The organism is Providencia sp. PROV202, from assembly GCF_028479565.1.
GTDB classification, from domain to species: domain Bacteria; phylum Pseudomonadota; class Gammaproteobacteria; order Enterobacterales; family Enterobacteriaceae; genus Providencia; species Providencia zhijiangensis.
This window is the reverse complement of sequence record NZ_JAMPNV010000021.1, coordinates 57,716-70,859: the sequence shown is the minus strand read 5'-3', so window position 1 is coordinate 70,859 and position 13,144 is coordinate 57,716. Positions and strand designations below refer to the sequence as shown.

The window sequence follows — 13,144 nt, the reverse complement described above, 5'->3', positions numbered from 1 at the left end:
TTATCGATTAATCAATTCACACCCACTGCGCTGCCCGCAGGGCGGCGAACATCGTTAGAGCCGTAAATAAAGCCTTCACGGACTTTGCCAGAAACAGCAGAGTCGTTGCCGGAAGATTTCGCACTCACACCCGCACCGTCAGGAATACCGATCATAATTAGCTCGGCAGCGCCCCATGGGGTCTGCTCCACCATCTTATAACCCATCTTATCGAGTAGCGCTAAACTGTCTTTAGAGACACCGCGTTGCTCATAGTAAACCTCGTCAGGTAGCCATTGATGGTGAATGCGAGGGGCATTCACTGCTTCTTGTGGTGGCATGCCGTGGTCAATAATGTTTAGTGCAGTTTGCAAGGTAATTGAAATGATCCTTGAGCCTCCTGGAGAGCCGAGTACTAAGAAGACTTTGCCGTCTTTAGTGACAATTGTCGGGCTCATTGATGATAGTGGGCGCTTACCGGGGGCGATAGAGTTTCTTTCCCCTTGCACTAACCCATACAGATTTTTCTCGCCAACTTTGGTGGTGAAATCATCCATTTCATCATTCAGGAAGAAACCTGTACCCGGCGGGATCACCACAGAGCCAAATCGACCATTAATTGTATAAGTGGTCGAAACAGCATTACCTTTGTCATCTACGACCGAATAATGGGTGGTTTCTGGTTTTTCGTGAGGTCCCATTCCTGGTTGCACTTCAGTGGATGGCGTCGCTTTATTTGGCACAATCTCTTTGCGCAGATCGGCGGCGTACTGTTTGCTGAGCAGTTTACCCGTTGGATTATCCACAAATGCAGGGTCGCCTAAGAATGTATTGCGATCCATATAGGCGTGGCGCATCGCTTCAGTGAGCGTATGAATGTATTCTGCGGAGTTGAAACCCATCTCTTTAAGATCATAACCTTCTAAAATATTGAGGGTTTCACAGATGGTCACACCACCGGAACTTGGTGGTGGTGCAGAGATAAATTTGTAACCGCGGTAGGTACAGCTAACGGGAGTAGTGTCTGAGATGGCGTAATCAGCAAAGTCTTGAGCTGTTAGGATCCCGCCATTTTTCTTCGATGCGGCTTCTACGATTTTAGGGATATCTCCTTCATAGAATGCAACAGGTCCTTTATTGGCGATTTTTTCCAGTGTGTTTGCCAAATCGGTTTGTACTAGTAAGTCTCCCGGTTGGTAAGCACTTCCATCCGGTTTTAAAAAGATCCGAGCAACTTCGGGGTCTTGTTTGAAGCGTTCGGTCGTGGTGTCGAGTACGTCGGTATCGCCACGGGTTAGGACAAAGCCTTCTCGAGCGAGTTTAATCGCGGGCGCCATCACTTGTTGGCGGCTCATGGTGCCGTATTTTTCAAGGGCATAATCTAAGCCTTTCACTGTACCCGGTACACCCGATGCGAGGTAGCCATATAAGCTGGCATCTTTGATAAGTTTGCCGTCTTTATCTAAATACATATCGGCGCTGGCAGCTTTCGGCGCTGTTTCTCGGAAGTTAATAAAGATATCTTTGCCATCCGCGAGGTGTAGCGTCATAAAACCACCGCCACCAATATTGCCACAGCAAGGGTTAACAACGGCTTGGGCATAACCGACTGCTACCGCTGCATCCACCGCATTTCCTCCGGCTTTTAAAATGTCAGCACCAATTTGTGACGCGAGGTGTTGAGAGGAGACAACCATGCCTTTTGTTGCTTCAACGGCAGGTTCGGAAGCGGCATAAAGTTGACTTGAAGTTAGCAACGAAATCAGTAGTAAAGAGGGGCGCCATGCATTTTTTATCATTGGTATCTCCCGATTTAGTGAAGGAAGTAACGCGTAGATGTAATACAAATAAATAATTTGTTAAATATTTGTATCATCAAGATATAGCATGAATGATTTGAAGGGCTGAATAACAAAAGTGAAAAAGTGTTAACGCGGTAGGAAAAATTTTAGATAGGCATAGATATAGAAATGCCGGCATTAAGCCGGCACTTAGAAACTTAACAGGTCAAATTACAGACCAGTTGCGTTCTTAGTCAGGTAAGCAGCAACGCCTTTTGGAGATGCGTTCATGCCTTCTTTACCTTTTTCCCACTGAGCTGGGCAAACATCACCGTGCTCTTCGTGGAATTGCAGCGCGTCAACCATACGCAGCATTTCGTCGATGTTACGGCCTAATGGCAGGTCGTTAACCACTTGGTGACGAACAACACCGTTTTTGTCAACTAAGAAAGAACCACGCAGAGCAACGCCTGCTTCTGGGTGCTCGATGCCGTAAGCTTTCATGATGTCGCGTTTGATATCAGCAACCATCGGATATTTAACTTCACCGATACCGCCGTTATCAACAGGAGTTTTACGCCATGCGTTATGAACGAATTCTGAGTCGAAAGAAACACCAACGATTTCTACGCCGCGTTTTTTGAATTCTTCATAGCGATGGTCGAATGCAATCAGTTCTGAAGGACATACAAAAGTGAAGTCCATTGGCCAGAAGAAGATCACAGCTGGGCGGCCGTTCAGGTGTTTCTTCAGGTTGAAGTTCTCAACGATTTCACCATTACCAAGAACAGCTGCAGCAGTAAAGTCAGGGGCTTGACGTGTAACCAGAACCATAATGTACTCCTATGAGTTTTAAGGGTTTCTATCTCCGCAATCGAAATGGGGCATGCGGATAAATATAACCTAAGGATAAGGTTTTATCCTTGGAGAATAAAGACATTAAAACCAATCAATATGATAGCTTTTGCCTATCAATGGTATCAATTTGGCAGATTAATATCAATAAGATAGTTTTATTCCATTAAAGTGCAAGTTTTAATTTATTCGGATGCACGTAATGTGAACTCTTGGGCAAAAAGTTGCTGTTTCGCCGTCTCAATCATTTGTGGATAAAACTGAAAGAAAATATGTTCAAGTTCTAGATAATTAAGCAAAAAATCATCAAATGAGCCACTAAGGGCAGCGAGTTTTGGACGGCGCCTTGCCATGCCATTAAGTGACTTACCTATGTACGCTTTTTCTGCGTACCGCGTCAACCATTGCTGAGGCCAGAGATACTCATTTAACTCCTGAAATTTTTCAGGGGTATGACACAAATCCGGTTCAATGGTTTGCCTGGCAAAAAGCACAAAATCAGAGAGTGAATGTGAGGGAACGAGACGTTCCCAATGCAGAGAAAGAAAATGATCCCAGACTAAATCTAAGGTGATAGGCGCGACTCGGCGGTATTCTTCGCGAAATAGATGGCGCGCTTGTTTCACGAGCGGATGGGTATCTGTGATTCTATCTACGGCTCTGTGCATACGGATACCTGCAACCACATCTGGCGAGTAATCTCCCGCAGGGTTACCGCGTACGTAGTCCGCCATCATGTTCCCCAATAGGGAGCTTTTGGCAAGATAGGCTAGGTGAAGATGAGCAAGATAGTTCATGGCCGTACTATAAACGAAAAATATCAGAAACGAAAAAATGAAAGAAAAAAGGGGGCCGACACATTCCGTGCTGTTTCAGAAAATATTTGCATAATATTGGTTCTTTTTTATACAAAATGGCGCTTATTTCTTGCGCCAAAGGCAGTGCAGCACTAGACTAGTTGCCTTATTTTTTTAGATTGATGTCAATACAATGCGTGTATCCGATTTTACTTTTGAATTACCAGAAGAACTTATTGCCCACTATCCTCAGGCTGAGCGTAGTTCATGTCGCTTACTTGGTCTTGATGGTGCCACGGGACAGCTCACGCATGGTGTGTTTACCGATATTCTTGAAAAATTGGAGCCGGGGGATTTGCTCGTGTTCAACAACACTCGAGTGATCCCTGCTAGATTGTTCGGTCGTAAAGCGAGTGGCGGTAAAATTGAGGTTTTGATTGAGCGTATGCTCGATGAACATCGTGTTTTGGCTCATGTTAGAGCCTCTAAAGCACCAAAAGAGGGTGCTGCGCTGCTACTGGGTGAAGATGAAAGTGTGAATGCGACGATGGTCGCTCGTCACGGTGCACTGTTTGAGCTGCGCTTTGATGATGCGCGCGATGTGTTAAGCATTCTGAACCAAATTGGGCACATGCCATTACCACCTTATATCGACCGTCCAGATGAAGAGTCTGATAAAGAGCTATATCAAACCGTGTATAGCCAGCGTCCGGGCGCAGTTGCTGCACCAACAGCGGGTTTACACTTTGATGAGCCTTTATTAGAAGCATTACGCCAAAAAGGCGTTGAGATGGCATTCGTGACATTGCATGTCGGGGCGGGAACGTTCCAACCGGTGCGTGTTGATTCCATCGAAGACCATATTATGCACTCTGAATATGCAGAGGTTCCGCAAGAGGTGGTCGATGCAGTGTTGGCGTGTAAAGCGCGTGGAAATCGTGTGATTGCCGTGGGAACAACGTCGGTTCGTTCACTGGAAAGTGCCGCGAAAGCCAGCCAAGATGCTTTAATTGCTCCATTCTTTGACGATACCCAGATATTTATTTATCCGGGTTATGAATATCAAGTGATTGATGCCCTGATCACTAACTTCCACTTACCAGAATCCACATTAATTATGTTGGTCTCTGCGTTTGCGGGATATCAAAACACCATGCAAGCCTATAAAGAAGCCGTTGAGCAAAAATACCGTTTCTTTAGTTATGGTGATGCCATGTTTATTACGCCAAATGCTAATGCTCGTTTTGAGCAAGTCGGCTCGGCAGAACAAGAATAAGTGGCGGCGTAGCTGCTCGCTTAGATTCAGTAACCAATAGCACCAGACTGTTTTTCTGATGCTAGGAGATAAAACGTGAAATATGAATTACAGACAACCGACGGTAATGCGCGTCGTGGTCGCCTGATTTTTGAACGCGGTGTGGTAGAAACTCCGGCGTTCATGCCAGTAGGAACTTACGGCACGGTTAAGGGAATGACGCCTGAAGAAGTGAAAGAAACCGGTGCTCAAATTTTACTGGGTAACACCTTCCACTTATGGCTACGTCCGGGTCAAGAAATCATGAAATTACATGGTGACCTGCACGACTTTATGCAATGGCAAGGCCCGATCTTAACGGATTCAGGCGGCTTCCAAGTCTTTAGTCTTGGTGCAATGCGTAAAATTAAAGAAGAAGGTGTTCATTTCCGTAATCCAATTAATGGTGAAAAAGTCTTCTTAAGCCCTGAAAAATCGATGGAAATTCAGTACGATCTCGGCTCCGATATCGTGATGATTTTCGACGAATGTACGCCGTACCCAGCAGATTGGGATTACGCAAAAACATCAATGGAAATGTCATTACGTTGGGCTGCACGTAGCCGTCAGCGCTTTGATGAATTGAACAATAAAAATGCGCTGTTTGGGATTATCCAAGGCAGTGTTTACGAAGATTTACGCGATATCTCCGTGAAAGGGCTGGTGGAAATTGGCTTTGATGGGTACGCTGTAGGCGGCTTAGCAGTCGGTGAACCAAAAGAAGATATGCACCGTATTTTAGAGCACGTATGTCCGCAAATTCCAGCAGAAAAACCACGTTACCTGATGGGCGTTGGTAAGCCGGAAGATTTAGTGGAAGGCGTACGTCGTGGTATCGATATGTTTGACTGTGTGATGCCGACACGAAATGCGCGTAACGGACATTTATTTGTTACTAACGGCGTGGTAAAAATCCGTAATGCGAAGTATAAGTCAGACACATCACCTCTTGATGCAGAGTGTGACTGCTATACTTGTCGTCATTACAGCCGTGCGTATTTGCATCATCTTGACCGTTGTAATGAAATTTTGGGGGCGCGACTCAATACCATCCATAATTTACGTTACTATCAACGCTTAATGGCGGGTATTCGCCAAGCAATTGAAGCGGGTAATTTTGAGCAGTTTGCTGCGGATTTCTATCAGAAGATTGGCAAAGCCCAGCCTTCATTAAATAGAGAGTGAATTTAAAGTGCGAAGTTAGCCCGAACTGTGTAGCATATCGGGCTGTACCCTTCGTTCTTGCAGCTGATTGTGGTTATTGGCATCAGCCAAAAGAATTATTTAGTGCAAATTATAGTTTTTAGTTCTAGTTACATAATGGTTTGATGTATTTTATGTAACTTGAATTAGTTAAAGTGTAAGTTTGAAATTGCTTTCAATAACAATGAGGAAAGTTGAATGAGTTTTTTTATTTCTGAAGCAGCTGCATCAGCAGGCGCACCCGCTCAAGGTAGCCCGTACTCTCTGATTATTATGCTGGTTGTTTTCGCGCTGATTTTCTATTTCATGATCCTGCGTCCACAGCAAAAACGTGCTAAAGATCACCGTAAACTGATGGAATCAATCGCTAAAGGCGATGAAGTTTTAACAACGGGTGGTTTAATCGGTCGTGTAACTAAAGTGTCTGAAACAGGTTATGTTGTTCTTGAACTGAGTGAGAACACTGAAGTAACTATCAAACGTGATTTCGTTGCTGCTGTTCTACCTAAAGGCACAATGAAAGCAATCTAATTCTGAATTTTCCCGAAGGGAACTGCCGTGCTAAACCGTTATCCTTTATGGAAGTATCTGATGTTGATCACTGCGATCCTCATCGGTTTGCTGTATGCACTTCCAAACCTATATGGTGAGGATCCGGCTGTTCAGATCACTGGCGTGCGGGGAACCGCCGCCAATGAACAAACGCTGATCCAAGTCCAAAAAGCTTTAGAAACAGACAAAATTCAGAGCAAATCTGTTGCTCTTGAAAATGGGGCAATTTTAGCCCGTTTCAACAACTCTGACGTTCAGTTACGTGCTCGTGAAGTCATCATGAATGCACTGGGTGACCAGTATGTTGTTGCATTAAACCTTGCACCTGCTACACCAAAATGGCTTGAAGCTCTCGGTGGTGAACCGATGAAGCTGGGTCTGGACTTACGTGGTGGGGTTCACTTCCTGATGGAAGTCGATATGGACACTGCATTAGGTAAATTGCAGGAACAAAACATGGATGGTTTGCGTAATGACTTGCGCCAAGCAGGTATTGCGTACTCTTCTATTCGTAAAGGCAGTGATTACAGCGTCGAAGTTCGCTTCCGTAACGCTGATGATCGCAGTCTTGCTGAGAAAACACTGGCGCGTAAATACCCAGACTTAGTGTTTTCTGACGGCAGCGATAACACCATGATTGCTGTTATGACTGATGAGCGCTTACGTGAAGCGCGTAACTATGCCGTCTCTCAAAACATCACGATTATTCGTAATCGTGTTAACCAATTAGGTGTTGCTGAACCACTAGTTCAACGTCAAGGTGCGGATCGCATTGTTGTTGAATTACCGGGTATCCAAGATACTGCGCGCGCAAAAGAAATCTTAGGTGCAACTGCAACCTTAGAATTCCGCTTAGTGAATACTGGCGTAGATAGCGCAGCGGCAGAAAGTGGACGAATTCCGGGTGACTCAGAGCTTAAATCTGATCGTAATGGCGTGCCTTATGTGCTGTATAAGCGCGTTGTTTTAACGGGCGACCACATCACCGATTCTACATCTGAAACCGATGAAAATGGTTATCCGCAAGTGAGTATTAGCCTTGATAGTGCCGGTGGCTCAATCATGTCTGACTTTACTCGTGACAACCAAGACAAGCTGATGGCAACCCTGTTTGTTGAATACAAAGACAGTGGTAAAAAAGATGCTGCAGGTCGAGCGATTTTAGTTAAAGATGAAAAAGTCATTAACGCCGCGCGTATCCAAGCTCGTTTCGGCAGCAAATTCCGTATTACGGGAATTGATAACGCGAACGAAGCGCGTCAATTATCTTTACTGCTGCGTGCAGGGGCATTGATTGCGCCAATCCAAATTGTTGAAGAGCGTACTATCGGTCCAACATTGGGTATGCAAAACATCGAGCAAGGTCTGAAAGCGTGTATCGCGGGTCTGTTAGCTTCTATCCTGTTTATGATTATTTACTATCGTAAATTTGGTCTGATTGCGAGTAGTGCTCTGATGGCTAACTTGGTCTTAATCGTGGGTGTGATGTCTCTGTTACCAGGGGCGACGCTGACCATGCCAGGTATTGCTGGTATCGTTCTAACCCTTGCGGTTGCCGTCGATGCCAACGTTCTAATAAACGAACGTATCAAAGAAGAACTTCGCAATGGACGCTCAGTGCAACAAGCGATCCACGAAGGGTATAAAGGCGCCTTCTCAAGTATTACCGACGCAAACTTAACGACCTTAATCACCGCAATTATTCTGTATGCAGTGGGGACTGGTTCGATTAAAGGCTTTGCGATCACGACAGCGATTGGTGTCGCAACCTCTATGTTTACAGCTATTGTTGGTACACGTGCAATCGTGAACCTGCTATACGGCGGTAAACGTATTAACAAGCTGTCAATTTAAGGAGCACGTTGTGGCACAGGATTATACTGTTGAACAATTGAACTATGGCCGTAAAGTCTATGACTTCATGCGCTGGGACAACGTTGCCTTTAGCATTTCTATCATTTTACTGATCGCTTCTTGTGTGATTATCGGTGTTAAAGGCTTTAACTGGGGACTTGATTTTACGGGCGGTACCGTCATTGAAATCAACCTTAGCCAGCCTGCTGATTTGGATAAAATTCGTGATAGCCTGTCTAACTCGAATCATAAAGATCCATTAATCCAAAACTTTGGTAGCAGCCGAGACATCATGATCCGTTTACCGCCAGTTGAAGGCGTAGCGGGTCAAGAAGTCGGTAAAGAGATCATTACTATCATCAATAAAAACGTTGATGAGCAAGCGACGGTTAAGCGTATTGAGTTCGTAGGACCAAGCGTAGGTGCTGAGTTAGCACAAACAGGGGCATTAGCGTTATTAACAGCGCTTATCTGTATCCTGATCTACGTTGGTTTCCGTTTTGAATGGCGTTTGGCGGCGGGTGCCGTATTGGCATTGGCTCATGACGTGGTGATCACTTTAGGTATTCTATCTCTATTTCATATTGAGATTGATATGACCATCGTGGCGTCATTGATGTCGGTTATCGGTTACTCTCTTAACGATAGTATCGTGGTATCTGACCGTATCCGTGAAAACTTCCGTAAGATCCGTCGCGGTACACCGTACGAAATCATGAACGTCTCTTTGACCCAGACATTGAGCCGTACCATCATGACATCAGCAACAACATTATTAGTGGTTCTGATGCTGTACCTGTTTGGTGGCGCGATGTTAGAAGGCTTCTCACTGGTTATGTTAATCGGTGTGACAATTGGTACGATTTCATCTATCTACGTGGCTTCTGCATTAGCACTGAAGATGGGTATGAAGCGTGAGCACTTAATTCAGGCGAAAGTCGAGAAAGAAGGCGCAGACCAAGAGTCTTTATTACCATAACGAATACAGGCATTCGTGTCTCATAAACACCCTGAGGATAAATAATCCTCAGGGTGTTTTTCATTTCAGGTCTGAGTTACACTATCTACCCTATAAAATAGAATCAGGAATTCCTATGCATTGCCCATTTTGCTCAGCTGTAGATACGAAAGTGATTGACTCGCGTCTGGTTGGTGAAGGCTCACAAGTGCGCAGGCGCCGCCAGTGTTTGGTTTGCCATGAACGCTTCACCACATTTGAAGTGGCGGAACTTGTTATGCCTCGGGTAATTAAAAGTGACGACATTCGCGAACCTTTCGATGAAGAAAAGCTCAACCGAGGCATGTTGAAAGCCTTAGAAAAACGTCCTGTCAGTTCCGATGCTATCGATCAAGCCATAATTTCTATTAAATCCCACCTACGAGCGACTGGCGAGCGTGAAGTTCCCTCTAAGTTGATTGGTAATCTGGTGATGGATGAACTCAAAAAACTCGATAAAGTGGCTTATATTCGCTTTGCCTCTGTCTATCGTAGTTTTGAAGATGTACGTGAGTTTGGCGAAGAAATTGCCAAGTTACAGGACTAATACCGATGCTTGAACAAGACCATATCTACATGGCCCGAGCCTTTGAGTTGGCAAAAAAAGGACGTTTTACGACATCACCGAACCCAAATGTGGGTTGCGTGATTGTGCGCGACGGTGAAATTGTCGGCGAAGGCTACCATCAAAAAGCGGGTGAGCCACACGCAGAAGTCCATGCACTTCGAATGGCGGGTGATAAAGCGAAAGGCGCCACAGCTTATGTGACCCTTGAGCCTTGTAGCCATCACGGTCGTACCCCACCTTGTGCAGAAGCGTTAATTAATGCGGGGATCACCCGCGTCGTCGCGGCAATGCAAGACCCTAACCCTCAAGTGGCTGGCCGCGGTTTATTTATGTTATCTCAAGCGGGAATAGAAACTGCCAGCAATATTCTGTTGGAAGAAGCCGAGGCACTAAACCGTGGCTTTTTAAAACGTATGCGTACCGCATTTCCTTACATTCAATTAAAACTCGCCGCATCATTAGATGGTAAAACCGCATTAGCGAATGGGGAAAGTAAGTGGATCACGAGCCCAGCAGCGCGTAAAGATGTTCAAGTGCTGCGCGCTCAAGCCAGTGCTATTTTGAGTACCAGTAATACCGTGCTTGCTGATGATCCTGCTTTGACGGTGCGTTGGAACGAATTACCTGCGGATGTTCAAGCACAATACCCAGAAGAAAAGCTGCGCCAACCTATTCGTATTGTGTTAGATAGACACAATCGCGTGAAGCCCGAACATAAAGTGACACAGTTAGATGGTGAATGCTGGCTAATCCGCCCAACGCCGGATACCACAGAAACATGGCAGGGCAATGTCGAACAACTTGCTATCCCTGCAGATGATAATGGCATCGATTTAGTGATTTTGATGATGCAATTAGCGAAACGTAATGTGAATAGTATTTGGGTAGAGGCGGGCGCTAAGCTTGCAGGCTCGTTATTAAAACTCGGTTTAGTCGACGAACTGATCGTCTATATCGCACCTAAATTACTTGGGGATACTGCACGTGGGTTAGTGAGTCTCCCTGAATTAAGCGCATTATCAGATGCGCCTCAATTTGAATTTACTGATGTTGAAAAAGTCGGAAATGACCTTCGCGTCAGGTTACGCCCTGTATGGTAAATGTGTTTTTTTAGCAGTTTGCTGAAATTCACTCGTACGGTTACCTAAAGAATGTGATAAAATCCGCGCCCCGCGGGTTGTAATTAATATTTGAGGAAGATTATGAACGTAATCAAAGGTGTTGTTGCTGCGCCAAAAGCGCGTGTTGCTATCGCTATCGCTCGTTTTAACAACTTTATTAATGATAGCCTGCTGGACGGTGCTGTTGACGCGTTAGAGCGTATTGGCCAAGTTGCTCAAGATAACATCACCGTTGTTTGGGTACCAGGTGCTTATGAATTACCACTGACAGTGAAAGCACTGGTTGAAACCAAAAAATATGATGCAGTTATCGCATTAGGTACTGTTATTCGTGGCGGTACTGCCCACTTTGAATTTGTTGCAGGTGAGTGCAGCTCAGGTCTGTCTCATGTTGCATTAAATAGCGAAGTTCCTGTGACTTTCGGTGTATTAACTACTGAAAATATCGAGCAAGCCATTGAGCGAGCTGGTACTAAAGCAGGTAACAAAGGTGCAGAAGCTGCACTGACCGCTCTCGAAATGATTAATGTGATTAAAGCTGTAAAAGGCAAATAATGCGCGTCATATCTCGGTTCTATGAGTTCGAGATATGCTGTGTAGTTTTTTTTATTTAAGGGGAATCTTGTGAAACCTGCTGCTCGTCGTCGCGCTCGTGAGTGTGCTGTACAGGCCATTTATTCATGGCAATTATCCGGTAATCCTATTGCCGACGTAGAATATGAGTTTATTGCTGAACAGGACATGTCTGACGTTGACGTAACCTATTTCCGTGAGCTGATTTCTGGTATTGCAAACAATGCTACGAAGCTGGATCAATTAATGTCGCCTTACTTATCTCGTCAGTTAGAAGAGTTAGGTCAAGTTGAGAAAGCAATTTTACGTGTAGCAATGTATGAACTAAGCTATAGAGAAGATGTGCCTTTCAAAGTTGCTATCAATGAAGGTATTGAATTAGCGAAAGTTTTTGGTGCTGAAGATAGCCATAAGTTTGTCAACGGTGTGTTAGATAAAGCAGCACCTGCGGTACGTCGTAAGAAATAAACATAATCAGGTTCCCTCCTGTAATACGTAAGTCATAATGGGTAGGCTGGGTTCCAGTCTACCCTAGTACTTATGTCTGGCTTTTCAGTTTATGACAAGTGAGACATAGCGAAAATGGAAAATCTACCATGTCATATGGCGAATTTGACCTCATCGCACGTTTTTTTAATCGCCAACTTGTAAACCGACGTGATGTTAATATCGGTATTGGCGATGATTGTGCGCTAATGACTATCCCTGAAAAACAGCAACTTGCTGTGAGTACCGACACCCTAGTTTCCGGTATTCATTTTCTACCCGATATCTCTCCCGCTGACCTTGCCTATAAATCCCTAGCTTCAAATTTAAGTGATCTTGCTGCGATGGGCGCTGATCCCGCTTGGGTTTCTCTCGCCATTACTTTGCCAAGTGTAAATAGTGAATGGCTGCAATCTTTTAGTGATATGTTGTTTGAACAACTGAATTACTACGGAATGCAGCTGATTGGGGGAGACACGACACGTGGACCAATGAGTTTAACCTATACCGTTCATGGTCTTGTACCGACAGGCAAAGCATTATCTCGCTCTGGTGCACGTAATGGAGATTGGATTTACGTGACAGGCTCATTGGGAGATAGCGCGGCAGGGCTTGCGATACTGCAAGATAGATTACATGCTGAAAACCCTGAGCATAAACAGTGGCTGATTGAGCGCCATTTACGCCCACAACCACGCATTTTACAGGGGCAGGCTTTACGCAATTTAGCTTCATCTGCGATTGATATCTCAGATGGGTTAGTTTCCGATCTCAATCATATATTAAAAGCGAGCGGTTGCGGAGCGCGGATCAATCTCGATGCCTTACCACAGTCTGATGCGTTGAAGCAGAATTGTTCTATTGAGCAAGCGAGGGTTTGGTCGCTAAGTGGTGGTGAAGATTATGAGCTATGCTTTACTGTGCCTGAAATGAATCGGGGAGCCTTAGAAGTTGCGCTTGCTCATACGGGGTCAGGTTTTACTTGTATTGGTCAAATTAAGCCCCAATCCGAAGGGATCCGTTATTTTTGTGATAACCAAGCTGTTGAGGTTGACCTCAAGGGCTTCGATCATTTTGTTTAGGA

General features: G+C 45.0%; 13 protein-coding genes. 10 read left to right on the top strand and 3 right to left on the bottom strand.

Going from position 1 to position 13,144, the window contains the following annotated elements; genetic code table 11:
• Positions 1–11: 11 nt before the first annotated feature.
• The 3 genes from ggt to PR799_RS15950 all read right to left on the bottom strand — a co-directional run bounded on the left by ggt (position 12) and on the right by PR799_RS15950 (position 3,412).
• Positions 12–1,778: a gamma-glutamyltransferase gene (gene ggt / locus PR799_RS15960; protein WP_154628312.1), complete on the bottom strand. Its 1,767-nt coding sequence runs from the start codon at positions 1,776–1,778 to the stop codon at positions 12–14.
• A gap of 213 nt (positions 1,779–1,991) precedes the next feature.
• Positions 1,992–2,594 carry a peroxiredoxin C gene (locus PR799_RS15955; protein WP_036953813.1) on the bottom strand — a complete coding sequence of 201 codons (603 nt, stop codon included), beginning with the start codon at positions 2,592–2,594 and terminating at the stop codon, positions 1,992–1,994.
• 206 nt (positions 2,595–2,800) lie between these two features.
• Positions 2,801–3,412 (bottom strand): acyl carrier protein phosphodiesterase, encoded by a 612-nt coding sequence (locus tag PR799_RS15950; RefSeq protein WP_154628310.1) that lies wholly within the window; start codon positions 3,410–3,412, stop codon positions 2,801–2,803.
• A gap of 193 nt (positions 3,413–3,605) precedes the next feature.
• Between PR799_RS15950 and queA the strand changes: the two genes are divergently transcribed.
• From queA to thiL, 10 genes are all read left to right on the top strand, one after another.
• On the top strand, positions 3,606–4,688 hold the full coding sequence (gene queA, locus PR799_RS15945; protein ID WP_154602750.1) for a tRNA preQ1(34) S-adenosylmethionine ribosyltransferase-isomerase QueA: 1,083 nt from the start codon (positions 3,606–3,608) through the stop codon (positions 4,686–4,688).
• A gap of 75 nt (positions 4,689–4,763) precedes the next feature.
• Positions 4,764–5,891, top strand: coding sequence for a tRNA guanosine(34) transglycosylase Tgt (gene tgt, locus PR799_RS15940; RefSeq protein ID WP_132496177.1), 1,128 nt, complete (start codon positions 4,764–4,766; stop codon positions 5,889–5,891).
• A gap of 216 nt (positions 5,892–6,107) precedes the next feature.
• Positions 6,108–6,440, top strand: a complete 333-nt coding sequence (gene yajC / locus PR799_RS15935) for a preprotein translocase subunit YajC (protein ID WP_006657183.1) — start codon at positions 6,108–6,110, stop codon at positions 6,438–6,440.
• Positions 6,441–6,467: 27 nt separating this feature from the next.
• Positions 6,468–8,315 (top strand): protein translocase subunit SecD, encoded by a 1,848-nt coding sequence (gene secD, locus PR799_RS15930; protein ID WP_071992161.1) that lies wholly within the window; start codon positions 6,468–6,470, stop codon positions 8,313–8,315.
• A gap of 10 nt (positions 8,316–8,325) precedes the next feature.
• Complete coding sequence (gene secF, locus PR799_RS15925) at positions 8,326–9,294, top strand: protein translocase subunit SecF (RefSeq protein ID WP_006662793.1); 969 nt, start codon at positions 8,326–8,328, stop codon at positions 9,292–9,294.
• 115 nt (positions 9,295–9,409) lie between these two features.
• A complete protein-coding gene (gene nrdR, locus PR799_RS15920; RefSeq protein ID WP_006662792.1) occupies positions 9,410–9,859 on the top strand; it encodes a transcriptional regulator NrdR in 450 nt (149 codons plus the stop codon).
• A gap of 5 nt (positions 9,860–9,864) precedes the next feature.
• Positions 9,865–10,980, top strand: coding sequence for a bifunctional diaminohydroxyphosphoribosylaminopyrimidine deaminase/5-amino-6-(5-phosphoribosylamino)uracil reductase RibD (gene ribD, locus PR799_RS15915; RefSeq protein ID WP_272522729.1), 1,116 nt, complete (start codon positions 9,865–9,867; stop codon positions 10,978–10,980).
• A gap of 102 nt (positions 10,981–11,082) precedes the next feature.
• Positions 11,083–11,556, top strand: a complete 474-nt coding sequence (gene ribH, locus PR799_RS15910; protein ID WP_036953837.1) for a 6,7-dimethyl-8-ribityllumazine synthase — start codon at positions 11,083–11,085, stop codon at positions 11,554–11,556.
• Between the two features lie 69 nt (positions 11,557–11,625).
• Entirely contained in the window at positions 11,626–12,042 is a 417-nt protein-coding gene (gene nusB / locus PR799_RS15905; RefSeq protein ID WP_036953841.1) for a transcription antitermination factor NusB, read from the top strand.
• 128 nt (positions 12,043–12,170) lie between these two features.
• Positions 12,171–13,142 carry a thiamine-phosphate kinase gene (thiL, locus tag PR799_RS15900; protein ID WP_272522728.1) on the top strand — a complete coding sequence of 324 codons (972 nt, stop codon included), beginning with the start codon at positions 12,171–12,173 and terminating at the stop codon, positions 13,140–13,142.
• The last annotated feature ends 2 nt before the right edge of the window (positions 13,143–13,144 follow it).